This is a genomic window from Pseudoflavitalea rhizosphaerae (assembly GCF_003991355.1).
Taxonomy (GTDB): domain Bacteria; phylum Bacteroidota; class Bacteroidia; order Chitinophagales; family Chitinophagaceae; genus Pseudobacter; species Pseudobacter rhizosphaerae.
On record NZ_RCSU01000005.1, the window covers coordinates 153,155 to 170,678 of the forward strand.

At 50.1% G+C, this 17,524-nt stretch carries 11 protein-coding genes; 7 read left to right on the top strand and 4 right to left on the bottom strand.

The window, feature by feature from the left end; all coding sequences use genetic code 11:
* Positions 1-3 precede the first annotated feature (3 nt).
* The 3 genes from D9Y29_RS10445 to D9Y29_RS10455 form a co-directional block, all read right to left on the bottom strand.
* The gene (locus D9Y29_RS10445; RefSeq protein WP_127127766.1) at positions 4-3,159 is read right to left on the bottom strand and encodes an efflux RND transporter permease subunit; all 3,156 of its coding nucleotides are present in this window, start codon (positions 3,157-3,159) and stop codon (positions 4-6) included.
* A gap of 151 nt (positions 3,160-3,310) precedes the next feature.
* Complete coding sequence (locus tag D9Y29_RS10450) at positions 3,311-4,522, bottom strand: efflux RND transporter periplasmic adaptor subunit (protein WP_127127768.1); 1,212 nt, start codon at positions 4,520-4,522, stop codon at positions 3,311-3,313.
* A 198-nt stretch (positions 4,523-4,720) separates the two neighbouring features.
* Positions 4,721-5,320, bottom strand: coding sequence for a TetR/AcrR family transcriptional regulator (locus tag D9Y29_RS10455; RefSeq protein ID WP_127127770.1), 600 nt, complete (start codon positions 5,318-5,320; stop codon positions 4,721-4,723).
* Between the two features lie 208 nt (positions 5,321-5,528).
* Between D9Y29_RS10455 and D9Y29_RS10460 the strand changes: the two genes are divergently transcribed.
* A complete protein-coding gene (locus D9Y29_RS10460) occupies positions 5,529-6,893 on the top strand; it encodes an MATE family efflux transporter (protein ID WP_241237894.1) in 1,365 nt (454 codons plus the stop codon).
* 9 nt (positions 6,894-6,902) lie between these two features.
* On the opposite strand, the gene D9Y29_RS10465 is transcribed toward D9Y29_RS10460, so the two are convergent.
* Positions 6,903-7,640 (bottom strand): phosphotransferase enzyme family protein, encoded by a 738-nt coding sequence (locus D9Y29_RS10465; RefSeq protein ID WP_127127772.1) that lies wholly within the window; start codon positions 7,638-7,640, stop codon positions 6,903-6,905.
* 424 nt (positions 7,641-8,064) lie between these two features.
* On the opposite strand from D9Y29_RS10465, the gene D9Y29_RS10470 reads away from it, so the two are divergent.
* The 6 genes from D9Y29_RS10470 (at position 8,065) to D9Y29_RS10495 (ending at position 17,512) form a co-directional block, all read left to right on the top strand.
* Entirely contained in the window at positions 8,065-8,694 is a 630-nt protein-coding gene (locus tag D9Y29_RS10470) for a YceI family protein (protein WP_127127774.1), read from the top strand.
* A gap of 140 nt (positions 8,695-8,834) precedes the next feature.
* On the top strand, positions 8,835-9,575 hold the full coding sequence (locus D9Y29_RS10475; RefSeq protein WP_127127776.1) for a GntR family transcriptional regulator: 741 nt from the start codon (positions 8,835-8,837) through the stop codon (positions 9,573-9,575).
* 102 nt (positions 9,576-9,677) lie between these two features.
* Positions 9,678-12,812 carry a SusC/RagA family TonB-linked outer membrane protein gene (locus D9Y29_RS10480; RefSeq protein WP_127127778.1) on the top strand — a complete coding sequence of 1,045 codons (3,135 nt, stop codon included), beginning with the start codon at positions 9,678-9,680 and terminating at the stop codon, positions 12,810-12,812.
* Between the two features lie 20 nt (positions 12,813-12,832).
* Positions 12,833-14,311 (top strand): RagB/SusD family nutrient uptake outer membrane protein, encoded by a 1,479-nt coding sequence (locus D9Y29_RS10485; protein ID WP_127127780.1) that lies wholly within the window; start codon positions 12,833-12,835, stop codon positions 14,309-14,311.
* 45 nt (positions 14,312-14,356) lie between these two features.
* The gene (locus D9Y29_RS10490) at positions 14,357-16,135 is read left to right on the top strand and encodes a class I mannose-6-phosphate isomerase (RefSeq protein ID WP_127127782.1); all 1,779 of its coding nucleotides are present in this window, start codon (positions 14,357-14,359) and stop codon (positions 16,133-16,135) included.
* Positions 16,136-16,147: 12 nt separating this feature from the next.
* Positions 16,148-17,512, top strand: a complete 1,365-nt coding sequence (locus tag D9Y29_RS10495; protein ID WP_127127784.1) for a sugar porter family MFS transporter — start codon at positions 16,148-16,150, stop codon at positions 17,510-17,512.
* Positions 17,513-17,524 lie beyond the last annotated feature (12 nt).

The window sequence follows — 17,524 nt, forward strand, 5'->3', positions numbered from 1 at the left end:
TAATTATTCAGCAACAAACACTTCTTTCTCTTCTTTCTTCCTGGATACTTTTTCCTGGAGGTACTGGAAAATAATGTACAGTACCGGAACAATGAATACGCCGAGGATAACTCCTGTAAGCATACCACCCGCGGCGCCGAAGCTGATACTCCGGTTACCCTGTGCGGATGATCCGGTGGCGCGCATCAGCGGGGTGATACCCACAATGAAGGCGAAGGAGGTCATGAGGATGGGGCGCAGACGAAGCTTTGCTGCTTCCAGCGCGGCATCCAGCCTGGTCATGCCCTGTCGTCTCCGCTGCACCGCGTATTCTACTATCAGGATGGCGTTCTTAGCCAGCAGACCGATCAACATGATCAATCCTACCTGAACATAGATATTGTTATCGATGCCTACCAGTTTGATGAAGAGGAACACCCCGAAGATCCCAAAGGGAATGCTCAGGATAACGGCAAACGGAAGCAGGTAGCTTTCGTATTGCGCAGCCAGCAGGAAGTATACGAAGATCACGCAAAGGAGGAAGATCACTCCTGATTGTCCACCTGCGGCGATCTCTTCTTTACTCATACCTGTCCACTCGTGTTTGAATCCACGGGGCAGGAATTGTGCTGCCACTTCATCAACCGCCTTGATGGCATCACCGGTACTGTAGCCGGGATTCGGCATACCGTTGATGGTAACGGCATTGAAGAGGTTGTTGCGTGTTACTGTTTCAGGACCATATGTTTTCTGCAGGGTTACAACCGTATTCAAGGGCACCATCTCTCCATAACTGTTCTTGATGAACATGTTGCCCAGTGATTCCGGATTTGTACGGTATTCAACATCTGCCTGCACCACTACCCGGTAGAACTTACCGAAACGGTTGAAGTCGGATGCGAAAGTGCTGCCGTACATCACCTGCATGGTATTGAGGATATCACTAACGGAAACGCCTAGTTGTTTTGCTTTGGCTTCATTGATATCCACCATGTATTGCGGGTTGCCTGCATTGAAAGTGGTGAAGGCCATCGCGATCTCCGGGCGCTTCATCAGTTCACCGGCAAAGGCCCAGGCCATGCCGCCCAGTTTATCAACCGGACCGTTGTTGCGGTCCTGCAGAATGAATTCGAAACCTTCCACATTACCGAAGCCCTGAACCGTAGGGAAGGCGAAGGTAAAGATGCTGGCCTCCTTGATAGCGCCCAGCGCACCCTGCAATGCTCCCATATTGTCCGCGAGCTTTTTCACGGCTCCGCGATCTGCGAATTTTTTCAGTCGAACAAAACCGATCGCGTAATTGGAGCTGGCGGAGTTGCTCAGCAGGTTGAAACCGGTAACACTGAAGTAAGCTTCCACGGATTCCATCTTGCTGATAATATCTTCTGCTTTCGTGATCACTTCCTTGGTGCGATCCAGTGATGAACCGGCAGGCAGTGTAACGTTGTAAAGAATGAAACCCTGGTCTTCCGCAGGGATAAAGCCTGTTGGTGTTGTTTTGGCCATCCAGAAGGTTGCGCCTGTTACCAGCAGCAGGCCGGCGATGGCGATCCATTTGAATTTGGCCAGGAATTTCACACTGCGTCCGTAACGGTCCGTCATGGCATTGAAGCCGCGGTTGAACCCGGCAAAGAAGCGCTGTGTGAATCCTTTTTTCGGCGCATGTCCATGCTCGTCATTTGTATGCGGGTTCTTCAGGAAGAGCGCAGAAAGCGCGGGGCTCAGCGTCAACGCGTTCACCGCAGAGATGAGGATGGCGATGGCCAGCGTGAAGGCGAACTGCCTGTAGAACACACCGGCAGGGCCTTGCATGAAACCTACGGGAATGAAAACCGCAGCCATCACGAGCGTGATAGAGATAATGGCGCCGGAAATTTCCTGCATCGATTTTATAGTGGCCTCACGCGCCGGCAATCTTGTATGCTCCATCTTCGTATGTACCGCTTCCACCACCACGATGGCATCGTCCACCACAATACCGATGGCAAGCACGAGTGCAAACAGCGTCAGCAGGTTGATGCTGAACCCGAAGAGCTGCATGAAGAAGAAAGTACCGATGATGGCTACCGGCACTGCGATGGCGGGGATCAGCGTGGAGCGGAAATCCTGCAGGAAGATGAACACCACGATGAATACGAGGATAAAGGCTTCGATCAGGGTATGTTTCACCTGGTCGATGGATTCGTCCAGGTACTCTTTTGTAGAGTACATGTTCATGTAATGCAGGCCCCTGGGGAAGAGCTCGGCATTCTTTTTCAGTACTTCGTTGATGGCGATCTGGATCTCGTTGGCATTGGAACCTGCCGTCTGGAAGATGGCGATACCAATGGCGGGATTACCGCCCCATTTGTTATCCACTGTGTAATTGAATGATCCGAATTCCACGCGGGCCACATCTTTCAGGCGAAGGATAGATCCGTCTGCACTGGCTTTCAGTACCATGTTCTCATAGTCTTCGCCATGATTGCCCTTGCCTTTGTATTTGAGTACATATTCGAAGCTTTCGGTACTGCTCTGTCCGAACCGGCCGGGAGCCGCTTCCATATTCTGCTCCTGGATTGCGCGGAGTACATCCTGGGGAGAGAGATTATTGGCGGCGAGCCTGTCCGGCTTCAGCCAGATCCGCATGGCGTAATCTTTGGAACCGAAGCTCATGGCCTGACCTACGCCGGGCACACGCTGGATCTCGGGGATCAGGTTGATGCGGGCATAGTTCTGAAGGAAGGTTTCGTCGAACAGGCTGTCGGTAGAGTAGAGGGCAGGCACCATGATCATGGAGTTCTGTTGCTTCTGTGTGCTGATACCGGCGGTAACTACTTCAGCAGGCAACAGGCTAACGGCCTTGGATACCCGGTTTTGAACGTTCACCGCTGCCAGGTCAGGGTCAGTGCCCAGCTTGAAGAATACGGAGAGCGTCATGGAGCCGTCGTTGTTGGAGTTGGAGGTCATATAGGTCATGTTCTCCACGCCATTCACAGCTTCTTCGATGGGGGTGGCCACCGCGCGCGCTAATACTTCGGCATTGGCGCCGGGGTAGTTGGCGGTAACGGTAACACTGGGCGGTGCGATGTCCGGGAACTGTGTAACCGGCAGGGTGGTCAGTGAGATGATCCCCAACAGCACCAGTATGATGGATACAACCGTTGATAGTACCGGTCGTTCAATGAATTTCTTAAACATGGAATTTGATTTTGCTTTGAGTGCTGCCAGTCGCTCGCCTCCGGCGAGTGATTTTTATTTAGTCGCCTCCGGCGACGCGGTGTTCGCCGGAGGCGAACAAATACCGGTCACTCACCAGAGGCGAGCGACTGACAGCATCATGTATTGGTTCTTACAGCGGTTTTGCCTTCAGCAGGCTGTCTGCGGAGATAGGCTGGGGCACAATGGCCATACCATCGCGGAGATTGCCCACTCCGGAGAACACGATCTTTTCACCAGCTGTGATACCGGACGACACGAAATAATAATTGGCTGTTTTACCGGAGATAGCCAGCGGTTTGCTCACCACCTTATTGCTGTCTGCCAGTGCGAATACGAATACTTTGTCCTGGATCTCGAAAGTGGCTTCCTGCGGAACCACCAGTGCGGACTGCATCAGCTTCGGGATGCGAACCCTCCCGGTGTTGCCTGTGCGGAGCGTTCCGCCTGTATTGGGGAAGGAAGCGCGGAAACTGATGGCGCCAGTCGTTCTGTTGAACTGACCATCAACGGTGCTCAGTTTTCCTTTCTGCGTATATACGCTGCCGTCAGCCAGCAGCAGTTCAACTGCAGGGACCTTTCTTACTTTTTCTTCCAGGGTATTGCCTTCGAACTGGTTCCTGAAAGCGATGAAATCAGGTTCGCTGAGAGAGAAGTAAGCATACATCTCGCTCACGTCAGACAATACGGTGAGTGCCTGTGCTTCGCCTTTTCCTACCAGCGCTCCTGTTTTGAAAGGAATGCGGCCGATATAACCGCTCACAGGGGCTTTGATGAGTGTGTACCCGATATTGATCTGGGAACTACCCACCATTGCTTTCGCCTGGTCGGCTGCTGCAACAGCTGCATCGTAATTGGCCTGTGCGGTTTTAAGCTGCACTTCAGAGATCACTTTGGCGGCTACCAGGGGAGTGAGACGGTCCACTTCCACTTTCGCACGCTGGATATTCGCCTGTGCGGCAGTGAGACTTGCTTTGGCGTTGTTGTAGGTCTCGCTGTATTCCCTGTCGTTGATCTTGAAGAGTGGCTGGCCTGCTTTCACGAAAGCGCCTTCGTCCACATAGATCTTTTCCAGGAAGCCTGCTACCTGCGGGCGGATCTCCACATTCACTTTGCCTTCCAGGGCGGCGGCATACTCACGGTAAGTAGTAGCCGGAGCGGTCGGCACAGCCACTACCGGTAATTCCGGAGGGGGCGGCGCGGCAAATCCCTGTCCGGGATTGGCTGATGATCCGCAGGCGGATAATATAATGGAGGTGATAAGTACGCCGGAAATGAGGGCGTATAGTTGGACAGTCAGAAACGGTTTCAAGGCTCGTCCATTGGTCTTCAGAAATGGTTGCATAACATGGTTGTTTGGGGGGAGAAAACTCCCCGCGTTTGTAATTACAATTTTCACGGATCTATTGTATCTGTTCTGTTTTACTGTTCAGTGTTTACCGGAGGTTAAGTTTCCATTCAGGCAGGCGGATCGCGTCAGTTAATGTTGTAACACTGCTATATTTCCTAACAGTGTTAGCGATTTCGGGAAAAAAAATTCCGTTTAAGGAGTCAGGTTTTTGATGAAGCCGCTGATGGCATCATCCAAAACCATTTTATTCAGTTCATCGCACATATCTGAAGTGCGCATCATTTTGATAGAGATGAGCCCATGCAGGATGGACCAGAACGTATGACTTTTGAGACAGGCATTGTCTTCACTCGCATTCTTTCCGAGGATGGCATTGATGGGTTGAATCATCAGTTCCCTGAATCCCACTTTCTCGGGTATGCATTTTTCCTGTTCTATACAGGGGATGCCGAGATCGAACATTACCTGGTAGTATTCCTTATTGCGGAATGCGAAATTCCAGTAGGCGTCTGCCATTGCTTTGATCTGGCCGGCAGGGGTTGCATGCTTGTTCCTGGCCTGGTCCATTTTCTTTGTGAGCAATCTGAATCCATCCCGTGCAAACTCTAACAGGATATCTTCCTTGCTGCCAAAGTGATCATAGATTACCGGCACACTGTACTCGATGGCGTCGGCGATCTTGCGGATGGAGAGTGATTGCCATCCCTCTTCCGTTACGATCCTCCATGCGGTAGCCAGAATGCTTGAGCGCACCTCGTCACGCTGCCGCAGCCGTCTTTCTGTTATGCCCATATTTGAATTTTACCTAACAGTGTTAGCAAAATTAGTGATGTTTTGAATTCTACAAAAAAAATCTGGAAGAAAAAATTATTAAGTCGCTGAAAACGGGTACGGGAGCGGATTATAAGGGGATGAAAGTTGAACCGCCGAAAAATAGGGGTCAAACAATTGGACATTTGTCCTGTTATTCCCCCTGAACAATTTTATTTTTGCCGATTCTATGAACAAAGAGCGTATTGGACTGAGAACTGAAGCATCAGCTACTATCAAACTGGCCATTCCCATTATTATCGGGGAACTGGCGCAGATGGCATTACATATTATAGACAGCGCCATGGTGGGCTCCATCGATTACCACCAGCTTGCCGCTGTAGCCCTCGTGATCAACACTGTTAATATTCCGTTGGTGTTTGGTATCGGTATGACCATCGCCGTATCGCAGATGGTGAGCATGGCCAATGGCAGGAATGACGACGGGCAGGTTTCGCATTATCTCTTCAATGGATTTGTGCTCTGCTCGGTAATGGGGATCGTTATATCGCTGTCGCTTTGTTTCGGTACGGATATTTTGTATCACCTGGGTCAGGACCCTGAAGTGGTGCATCATGCAGTGCCTTTCATGAAGCTCATGAGCCTTTCCATGATCCCGATGCTCATGTTCATGACTCTGAAACAGTTCACTGACGGTCTTGAATATACGAAAACAGCCATGGTGCTTTCGCTGATTTCGCTTCCCCTCAATGTGTTCATCAACTGGCTGCTTGTTTATGGTAACTGGGGCGCACCCAGGCTGGAACTGGTGGGAGCAGGGTGGGGCACGCTGATCACCAGGACTCTGATGTTTTTCGTGTTGTTGATAGTGATTTTCCGTCATAAGATCTTCCGGCCCTATATTTCCGTTCGCGGTTCACAATGGAAAATTCGCCGCAAAACGATGGGTGAGTTATTGCATATCGGTACGGCCAGCAGTTTACAACTGGGCATGGAAGCCGGCGCCTTTGCCGTATCTGGCATCATCATCGGTACACTTGGCGCTGTGGCGCAGGCTGCGCACCAGATTGCACTCAGCCTTGCTGCATTCACTTTCATGGTGAGCATGGGACTGGCGCAGGCAGGATCGATCCGCGTGAGCAATTCATTTGGGAGAAAGGACTGGGGCCTGATCAACCTCATTGGTAAAAGCACCATGATCACGGCCCTGATCTATGGCGTTCTCTGCGCCATCATCTTTGCATCTTTTCGCTTTTTATTACCTCAATTGTTCAACGATAATACCGAAGTGATTGCGCTGGCCGCCACCTTGCTGCTCTTTGCTGCCGTGTTCCAGATCAGCGATGCCACGCAGGCTATCAGCGCAGGATTGCTTCGTGGTATCAAAGACGTTAAAGCGCCTACATTTCTGATTGCCGTGGCATACTGGGTAATTGGTATCCCTGTGGGCTGGTACTTCGCTTTCCAACTGGATCTGGGCGCATCGGGTATGTGGCTGGGGCTGATCACCGGTCTCACTTTCGCTGCAGGTTTCCTGGCATTCAGGTTTTTGAAAATGGTGAAAAAGGAAAATGTTGAAGTGGTGAGGGCGTAAATCCCCGGATCAAAACAATCCCTCTGTGAAGTTCAGGTAATACCCGATTTGCTTCATCCGTTCTCTCAGGAACCTGGGACCGAAATATACATTGGTATGGTCTTCAAAATTCTCATACTGGTATTTCAGGTAAAAGAGAATAAAGAGAAAACCCAACGCGGACAGCGCTTTCAGCTCTTCCGGTTGCAGCATCCGTATTTTCGAGTATGCATCAACGAAGAGTTGAAGCCGCCTTTGTGCATCCGGTTTATCCGGGGTAAGGAGCGAAAGATAGATGGCATAGGAGGCGATATCGTTCATCAACCATCCCTTGCCTGCAAAATCAAAATCAAATAAAGTGATTGCGCCCTGCTGATCATGGTGCCAGTTCTTGGGCATGAAATCATAATGGCAATAACCTGTAGCGAATGCAGAGCTGTTCAGTTTATTGAGCGTTTCCAGTTGCTTTGCAGCAATGGATTCCAACTGATAGTATTGCTCTGTAAGATTGAAATATTCGCAGGCCGGCCGGATGGCGCGCAAAGGTTCATGGAGCAATGAATCTATCGTATACTCCTTCCTGTTATAAGGTAATTCCAGGTTTTCTGTTTTTTGATGTAGCCGGGCCAGGTATTGGGCGGATTGTATGGTCTGTTCATCATTCTGTTCTATGATGGGAGCGCCTGTAGCAAATTGATACAGGATGCCGTGGCGGATGCCTTCAATACCCTCGCAGTTTATAACGGCACTGTACAGGTGAAAAGCCATATTTCTGTTCGATGAAGGCACCGAGGGCGGCTGCGGACAGGGTAGAATAGCTGCTAGGGAAGATGCTCATGATTTTTGATTGATGGCGGGAAAAAGGGCTGCAAAATAATGGAAAATTTCCGGCGGGATTGCCCCGGCAAATACTGAATGAATCAATCAACCCGTTTTGCATCGAATTTCCGATGAGAAATCAGAAAAAGAATTTTGATCGATGTTTCGCAGTTGGTTTTAGAAGTAGTTGATTAAGAGGTTATTAGACAAAATTATCTGCAGCTGGACCCATCGAAAAAAATAAATATGATGTTTCAACAACAAAAACTGTTTGGCGTTTGTTTTGTTGTAAGTCATTCTAGAAACCGGTCAATTTCACCCTCTGACGGAGGCCGGTTGTATTTTTTCAACCAATCAAATTAAAAAGGAAAACATGAAAAAACTTCTCTTTGTGCTGTTAGGCGGATCTGTATTCCTGACAAGCTGCGTTGACAATCCTGAAGGAAAAAAGGCTGAAACCACAGACAGTGTTTCAACCACTCAACCCGTAGCTGGTGAAGGTCTGGCTGTTGACCCTGCAGCGAGCAGCATCGCCTGGTTGGGCAACAAAGTAACGGGCAAGCACAATGGTACCATCAAGATCTCAAGCGGTACCCTGAATGTACAGGACGGAAAACTGACCGGTGGTAAATTCACTATCGACATGAATTCCATTTCGAATGCAGACATCACCGATACTACTTACAAAGCAAAACTGGAAGGTCACCTGAAGGCGGCCGACTTTTTTGATGTAGCCAAGTATCCCGAAGCTAATTTCGAGATCACTTCTGTTGCAGACTCCGGTTCCAACAAGCTGAAGATCTCTGGCAACCTTACACTGAAAGGTATCAGCAAGAACATCACTTTCGATGCCGATGTTGTTGAAAGCACTCCGGCTTCTTTCAAAGCGAAAGCTGATTTCAATATCAACCGTCACGACTGGGGCATTACCTATCCTGGTCAGAAAGACGATGCTATCAGCGAAGAGATCAACCTGAAAGTTGACCTGCAGGCAAAAGCATAAGCACCAAAGATTACATGAGAATTTCTATACTGGGGCGCTGACCGGATGGTCGGCGCTTTTTTTGTGCACCACTCAAAAAAAATTTGGCATCTTCCCAAATCTCCTTAATTTAGTATGTACGAACATATAAACAAGCTCACATGGATAAGGACAAGTTGGAAATTGATCATCAGAGCGCGCTTCCGTTACATGCCCAGGTAGAGGATCTGCTACGCAGGTTGATCGCCAAGCCCGAGTATCAGAATGGTAAACTATTGCCCAATGAGATCAATATGGCCAAGAAGCTGGGCGTGAGCCGCAGTACAGTAAGACAGGCCACCAACAAACTTGTTTATGAACGTTTACTGGTGAGAAAGAAAGGCGTAGGCACTTCAGTGGCCCGCAACAATATTTCCACCAAGCTCGACAAATGGAGCAGCTTCACCCACGAAATGGACGAGAAGGGGATGACCTTCCGCAACTACAGCATCAAGGTGTCCAATGTGGTGCCGGACAAAGAGATCCAGCAACTGTTCAAACTCGCTCCAGGCGCTACTGTGCTGAAGATGGAGCGCGTAAAGGGCCTGGACGGCGAACCCATCGTTCACTTCATTTCCTATTTCCATCCCCGTACCGGTCTTACCACCGATGACGATTTCAACAAACCATTATACGAGATGCTGGAGAACGATCATCATATTGTGGCCTCCGTATCCAAAGAAGGGATCAGCGCTATCCTTGCCGATAAGCGGATCAGCAAACTGCTGGCCGTTGAACCCGGCGCGCCCATTCTCTTCCGCAAACGCGTGGTCTGTGATGCAGGCGATCGTCCCATCGAATATAACCTCGGTCATTACAGGGCCGACAGGTTCACGTATACAATCGACATAGAACGTCACTAACCAGGGCCTCTGAACCTTATCCACAGAACCTTAAAAAAATTTATGCTATAATATGTACGAACATTCGGACATTTGATCCCCACACTCTTCAATGCTTATTTAATGAGAAAGTATTCATCTAACGACAAGCTTGCTGCCCTGTTCACCGCTTTTTTCCTGTGGTGCATCATCCCGGCCATCGCCCAGGATTCACCCGGAAAGGTAACAGGAAAAATCACCAGCGCCTCCGGCAGTCCAATCGAGGGGGCTACAGTTACTGTGAAAGGCCTCATGCAGAGCGTGGCCTCCAACAAAACCGGTCAGTTCTCCATTGCAGTGCCTGCCGGAAAAGACACACTGGTTGTCTCGCACATCGGTTTCATAACGCAGGAAATTCCGCTGCGTAACAGGAACTCCCTCAACATTATTTTAGTAGATGTAAATGCAGAGCTGGACCAGGTGGTGGTGATCGCATACGGAACTGCCCGTAAAAGCGATCTCACCGGTTCCGTAGTGTCCGTGAAAGCGGATGAGCTCAAAGCCATCCCGGCCACATCCTTCGATCAGGCCCTCCAGGGCCGCGCCGCAGGTGTGCAGGTAACCACACTTTCGGGTAAGCCCGGGGGCGAGCCTTCCATCCGTATCCGGGGTACCAGCTCCATCAATGCCGCCAATGAACCGCTCTACGTGGTAGATGGCATGCTGGTGAACAGCGATGGTGGCGATGTGAACGGCGGCGTTACCCGCGGCCCCAGGCTCGGCCCCTTATCCAGCATCAATCCGGGAGACATTGAGTCGATCGAGATCCTCAAAGACGCTTCGGCCACCGCCATGTACGGGGCACGCGGCGCTAACGGCGTGGTGCTTATCACTACCAGGCGTGGCCGCAGCGGACACGGACAAGTGAATATTGAAGCCTACCACGGCTACCAGAAGATCGCTAATCAACTGGACCTCCTCAACGCGGAACAATTCGCCAATTTCTACAACGAAGCCAGGATGAATGCCAACCAGATGCCGGTGTACGTGAATCCCAGGAACCTCGGCAAGGGCACAAACTGGCAGGACGAGCTTTTTCGCACTGCGCCCATCAGCAATCTCCAGGCTTCTGTAAGCGGCGGTGATGAAAAAACAAAATACAACATCTCGGGATCACTGTTCTCACAGGATGGCATCATCCTCAATTCCGATTTCAAACGTTATTCTTTCCGCGCCAACCTGGACCGTCAGATCAATGATAAACTCACAGTGGGTGCCAATCTCGCATACTCACGCGTGAACAGCAAAGGCGTACTCACCAACGACCAGCAGATCGTTCCGGGAGTAGTGCTCAGCGCTATCCAGTTCAACCCGGTTTTCCCGGTGTATGATCCCAATGGTCCCGGTGGCTACACTTATGAGAACAGGAGGGAAGGATTTTACTTAGGCAAAACTTTGGGCAACCCGATAGCAGAAGCCAAAGAATATATTTCTAACACGGCTATGTCGCGCTTTCTCGGTAATGCCTACCTGAAATACGCGATCACCAAACAACTGGAATTCCGCAGCAGCTTCGGCGTTGACGCCTTCTCCATTGAAGAAGGCAGCTTCGGTCCCAATTTCCTGAAGCGCACACAGGCCAGTGAAGGCGAAGCATCACTTGGCAAATCAGATGGAATGACCTGGTTGAATGAGAATACGCTCACCTATAACAATACTTTTGCCGGCAAACACCGTGTGAACGCATTGCTGGGTTATACCATGCAGCGATTCAATATGGACAGGCTGAATGTGATCGCATTCGGATTTCCCAGCAACCATACAGGCTATCACAATATTTACGCCGGACAAAAACCGCAGAAGCCCGTCAATATTGAAAGCAGTTGGAGTATGATCTCTTACCTCGGCCGCCTGAACTATACTTTCAACAGCAAATATCTTTTCACGCTTACCGGCCGTATTGATGGCAGCTCCAAATTCGGTATCAACAACAAGTATGCTTTCTTCCCATCTGGCGCCTTTGCATGGCGCGTTTCGGAAGAGGACTTCATGAAAGATGTGGACCAGATCAGCAATCTGAAGCTGCGCACCAGCTACGGCGTGATCGGTAACCAATCGATACCACCTTATCAATCACTGGCAGTAGTGGATGCTTTCGGTGAAGGGGTATTCAACAGCAGCCAGGGCAGCGAAGTTTATACCGGCCTGGAGCCGAAAACTTATGTGAACCCTGATTTGAAATGGGAAACCACCCGTCAGTTCGATATCGGTTTCGATCTCGGTCTCTTCAACAACCGGGTTGCGCTCACAGCAGATTTCTATCATAAGAAAACGAATGACCTGCTGCTGAATGCACCCATTCCAACAACCTCCGGATTTGGTTTCGCCGTGATGAATATCGGTAATATCGAGAACCATGGTTTCGATTTCGATATCCGCACCGAAAATATAAAAGGGGAATTCAACTGGAACAGCGCCATCAATATTTCCATCAACCGCAACAAGATCACCAACCTCAATTCAGAGAACGATATTCCGCTGATGGGTGGACTGATCCTCCGCCAGGGCCTCTCTGTTGGCGCTTTCTACGGATATGTGTTCGATGGCATCTTCCAGACCGATGCTGAAGCAGCTTCCAGCCCGGTATTGGTAGGACAGGAACCTACAGGACCTAACGCCGCCTCACATGCGAAAGCAGGCGACCGTAAATACAAAGACATCAACGGCGATAAGAAGATCGATGTGAACGACCGTGTAATCCTCGGTTATGCCACACCGAAATTCACCTGGGGCTTCTCCAATAACCTGAACTTCCGAAACTGGAGCCTCGACATCTTTTTCCAGGGTTCCCAGGGAAACAAAATGGCGAACCTGAACAACCTGGACCTGCTCAACTTCAACGGCCAGACCAACCTGCTGGCAGAAGCAGCCCTGAACAGGTGGACGCCCACTAATCCCAGTAACAAATACCCACGCGCACTGGCGGCTGGTAGTCTCGACAATGGTCTCATCTCTACAAACATCGTGGAAGATGCTTCCTATCTCCGCCTCAAGAATATTCAACTGGGTTACGAATTCAGCACCAGGTTGCTGAAAAAGATGCACCTGAAGAGACTGCGTTTGTATGCAAGCGCCACCAACCTCTTCACCATCACCGATTATTCAGGTTTTGATCCCGAAGCCAATGCTTTCGGTCAGTCAACCACGCTGATGGGACTGGATCTGGGCGGTTATCCCCAGGCAAAGACCTTCATCTTCGGCATCAACCTCGGGCTTTAAAAAAGTAAACTGCTGAAAAAATGAAAACAAGAAAAACATCATTCGCCATAATGCTCGGTATCGGTTTACTGAGCCTGGGTTCCTGCTCCAAGTTCCTGGAAGAGGACCCTAAACACCTGGTCAACATCAACAATTTCTATAAAACAGAACAGGATGCCATCGCTGCGGTTAATTCCATCTATGCCTACCTCAACTCCATCAACACAGGGTCCACGGCAGGCGTGTACCACAGCACATTCTGGGTAACTGCAGGACTGGCCTCCGATGAGCTCATCAATAACCAGGTAGGCGCTCCGCAATTCGATCAACTGGGCACTTTCACTTATACATCGCAGAATGCAGCATTGCAGGAGATCTGGGCGATGCATTACAAGACCATCACCCTGGCCAATATTGCTATCGAGCGCATACCCCTCATCGATATGAATGTGAACCTGCGCAACAGGCTGGTGGGTGAAGCTAAATTCCTCCGCGGTCTCATGTATTTCAACATGGTGCGCATGTTCGGAAAGATCCCGCTCGTATTGAAAGAAGTGGAGCCGCTGAGACCGCCCGTTGCGGAAGTGGCAGATATCTACACACAGATCCATGCCGATCTGAGATCAGCACAGACCGATCTGCCGCTCAGTTTCGATCCCGGTCAGGGAAGGGGACGCGCTACTAAAGGCGCCGCCTATGCGCTGGACGCCAAAGTTTATCTCACCGAGAAGAACTGGACCAAAGCAGCGGAGCAAGCCAAAGTGGTGATCGATTCCAAACAATATGATCTCTGGGAAGATTTTGCAGATGCCTTCAAACTCTCCAGTCGCGGAGGCAAGGAAGCAGTTTTCTCCGTTGGTTTTGGAGATGCCGGTGGCGCTATCATCTTCTGGGAAGTAGGACAATTCCTCGTTCGCCTTCTGCCTCCCCAACTCGGAGATGCAGGTGTGGTGAATGCCCAGGGATGGCAGTATCCTACACAGCAGTTGTACGACAGCTATGATGCGGAGGACCGGAGAAGGGAAGTGACCTTCATCACCAGCGTTACTAAAACTGATGGTTCTACTATTACTATCCGGCCGTATATCCAGAAGTACTGGGACAGGGTAGCCGAACCAAAAGGCAATGAGAGTTCACAGGATTTTCCCGTGATCCGATACTCCGACGTACTGTTGATGTACGCTGAAGCGATGAATGAAGACAATCATCCCGATGAAGCACATGAGTATATCAATATGGTGCGTAAGCGCGCCCGATTCGACGGCACTACCTACCGGAATACCGTACCCGATTATGATGGGCTCAGCAAAGACGCCTTCCGCGCAGCCGTGTTGAAAGAAAGAAGACTGGAACTGACAGCCGAAGGCCATCGCTGGTTCGATCTCGCGCGCACCAATACCCTGGAAACCCTGGTGCCGCAAGCCAAGCCCGGTGTGGTACCAGCAGCAAGAAATTATCTTTTCCCTATACCGCAGACAGAACGTGAACTCAATACCAATCTGCCCAACAACGGATATTAGCGTAAAGACGATTCAAGATATTGTTTCACTTTTAAAGACCGAGCATTGGAAATTTCAAATTTTGACAAGTACCCCGCCATCAGTGTAGATGGTTACGAAGGATGGAGCGGCTGGTCGTCCGTGATCACAGCCCTGGAGCAGCAGGCTTCTGCTGCCGGAAAGAAACGCACTGTAATTGCCGTGGAATGTTATCATGGCGTACAATTGACTGAAGTGGTAACGCAAATTCGTAAAGGATTCCCAACTGCCCGGATCTTTGAGACTTCATCCGCTCTGTTACCAGAGCAAACCATCAATGAGATGGTGTACCCTTATGTAACTGATGATCCTGTTTTCGGTTATATCTCTCCGTTGAAACTGGACCAGTTCTTTGATGCAAATCTGCTTGCTGACATGGAAAAGGAAGTGGAAGCCATAGCAGAAGGAATTGTTGTTGTGACCGGCATCGGTGCTACCCTGGCTGTTCCCAAACCGGATGTACTCGTATATGCGGATATGCCACGCTGGGAGATCCAGCTCCGTTTCCGCAGGAACGAAGTAAGCAACCTGGGCGCCACCAATTTCACTGATAGCTTCGCTTACAAATACAAGCGCTCCTTCTTCGTTGACTGGAGAGTGATAGACCGCCACAAGGTTGCACTCATGGAGCGCTGGGATTTTGCACTGGACACTGTAATTGCCGGTGAACCGAAGATGGTCCGCGGGGCCGCATTGCTGGCCGCTTTCAGGCAAGCTGTGCAACAGCCTTTTCGCGTAGTGCCTTATTTTGATCCCGGCCCCTGGGGCGGTCAATGGCTGAAGAAAGTGATCGGCCTCGATCCCAACCAGGTGAATTTCGCCTGGGGATTCGACTGTGTTCCGGAAGAGAACAGCCTGCTGTTGAAATTCGGTGATATGATCTTCGAAACACCCAGCATCAACCTCGTGTTCAATCAGCCGCAGCAACTGCTCGGTAAAAAAGTGTACGAAGCATTCGGTGCAGAGTTCCCTATCCGTTTCGATTTTCTCGATACAATGGAAGGTGGCAATCTCAGCCTGCAGGTGCATCCGCTGAAAGAATATATCCGCGAAAAATTCGGCATGGCTTATACGCAGGACGAAAGCTATTATTTTCTCGAAGCCAAAGAAGGCGCTTTCGTGTACCTCGGACTGAAGGATAATGTAGTGCCGGAGAAAATGATCGCTGCACTGAAAGATGCTCAGGACAATGGCTCCGGTTTTGATGCTGAAGCTTATGTACAGAAATGGCCCATCAAAAAACATGATCATGTACTCATTCCTTCTGGCACCGTGCATTGCTCAGGGTCCAACAGCGTTGTACTGGAGATCAGCGCCACGCCGTACATTTTTACATTCAAGTTGTGGGACTGGGGACGAATGGGACTCGATGGAAAACCACGCCCCATCTCCCTGGAACATGGCAGGAATGTGATCCAGTGGGACCGCACCACCGAATGGACCCGCGAACATATCCTCGATAAAAAGGAACTGATCACGGAAGGGGATGGCTGGAAAGAAGAACGGACAGGGCTGGATGAGTTCTCTTTTATTGAAACAAGGAGACATTGGTTCACAAAGAAAGTCACACATCATACTGAAGGAAGATTCAATGTGCTGAACCTGATCGAAGGAAGGGAAGCTATTGTTGAAAGTCCTTCCAATGCATTCAAACCATTTATTGTTCACTATGCTGAAACCTTCATTGTACCTGCCGATGCCGGTGAGTACACCATCAGGCCATATGGAGAAAGTGAAGGGCAGCAGTGCGCCACTATCAAGGCATATGTACGCACAGAGCATCTGATTGATAACAGAATAAACTAACTACTAACGATTATGCACAAACAGGGATTACAATACGTTTACAAATGTACCTATGTGGCGGCAGTGGGAGGATTGCTGTTCGGTTACGACACAGCAGTGGTTGCCGGCGCCATCGGGTTCATTCAGCAGAAATACTCACTGTCGCCCGCCATGATGGGATGGGTGGCCAGTTGTGCGCTGGTAGGCTGTGTGATCGGAGCGATGTTTGCCGGAAGTCTGAGCGACCGCATTGGCAGGAAGAAAGTGCTGATGATCTCAGCATTCGCTTTTGCCATTTCCTCCCTCGGTATCATGCTTCCCATGGGATTGAACTCTTTCATTATTTTCAGGCTCATAGGAGGCATCGGTATCGGCATCGCTTCCATGTTATCTCCATTGTATATTTCTGAGATCGCCCCGGCTAATATCCGCGGGCGACTCATTTCCATTTACCAGATGGGCATCGTTCTCGGCATCCTGCTCATCTACTTCGTGAATGCATGGATCGCCGGAATGCACAACGAATCCTGGAATGTGGAAAGCGGCTGGAGATGGATGTTCGGAAGTGGATTGCTGCCTTCACTGTTGTTCATTATTCTATTATTGAATGTGCCCGAAAGCCCCCGCTGGCTGGCGCAGCAGAACAGGCTGGGCGAAGCCGAAGACGTGCTCACAAAAGTGAACGGAGAAGAAAAAGCAAAAGAGGAACTGCAATCCATTCGCGCTGCCATGCAGGAAGATGCACGGCAGTCCGGTTTCAGTGCATTGTTGAAACCCGGCCTTCGTTATGTACTGTTCATCGGCATCATTCTCGCCATACTTTCACAGGTGACAGGGATCAACGCCATCATGTACTATGCGCCGGAGATCTTCAAATCCAGTGGCGACGGCTCATCAAGCGCATTGATGCAGACTGTGCTGGTGGGCGTTATCAATACCCTGTTTACGATTGTGGCTATCCGTTATGTAGATAAATGGGGGCGTAAAACTTTGCTGCTGATCGGCGCCGGTGGAATGACCATCTGCCTGGCATTGGTAGGGGCTGCTTTCCATTTCGGGTTCAACCAGGGGCCGATGATCCTGGTGGCGATCCTGGCCTATATCGCGTTCTTTGCTATTTCGCTCGGGCCGCTCACATTTGTAGTGGTGGCCGAGATCTTCCCCACAAATGTGCGTGGAAGAGCCATGTCCGTTGCCATTTTCTTTCTCTGGGTGGCGGTATTTGCCGTTTCCCAAACTTTCCCGATGCTGCAATCCTCTGTTGGTCCCGCAATCACTTTCTGGATCTACATGGTGATGTCTGTGATCGCTTTCTTCTTCGTGTGGAGGCTGGTGCCGGAAACCAAGGAGAAATCGCTGGAAGAGATCGAGCAGTTCTGGAAAACAAAAGGCATTTAACTGAAACATCTG

Coding starts and splice junctions, on each gene's coding strand:
- D9Y29_RS10445 (WP_127127766.1), bottom strand. CDS start 3,159: ATGTTTAAGAAATTCATTGAACGACCGGTACTATCAACGGTTGTATCC.
- D9Y29_RS10450 (WP_127127768.1), bottom strand. CDS start 4,522: ATGCAACCATTTCTGAAGACCAATGGACGAGCCTTGAAACCGTTTCTG.
- D9Y29_RS10455 (WP_127127770.1), bottom strand. CDS start 5,320: ATGGGCATAACAGAAAGACGGCTGCGGCAGCGTGACGAGGTGCGCTCA.
- D9Y29_RS10460 (WP_241237894.1), top strand. CDS start 5,529: ATGAACAAAGAGCGTATTGGACTGAGAACTGAAGCATCAGCTACTATC.
- D9Y29_RS10465 (WP_127127772.1), bottom strand. CDS start 7,640: ATGGCTTTTCACCTGTACAGTGCCGTTATAAACTGCGAGGGTATTGAA.
- D9Y29_RS10470 (WP_127127774.1), top strand. CDS start 8,065: ATGAAAAAACTTCTCTTTGTGCTGTTAGGCGGATCTGTATTCCTGACA.
- D9Y29_RS10475 (WP_127127776.1), top strand. CDS start 8,835: ATGGATAAGGACAAGTTGGAAATTGATCATCAGAGCGCGCTTCCGTTA.
- D9Y29_RS10480 (WP_127127778.1), top strand. CDS start 9,678: ATGAGAAAGTATTCATCTAACGACAAGCTTGCTGCCCTGTTCACCGCT.
- D9Y29_RS10485 (WP_127127780.1), top strand. CDS start 12,833: ATGAAAACAAGAAAAACATCATTCGCCATAATGCTCGGTATCGGTTTA.
- D9Y29_RS10495 (WP_127127784.1), top strand. CDS start 16,148: ATGCACAAACAGGGATTACAATACGTTTACAAATGTACCTATGTGGCG.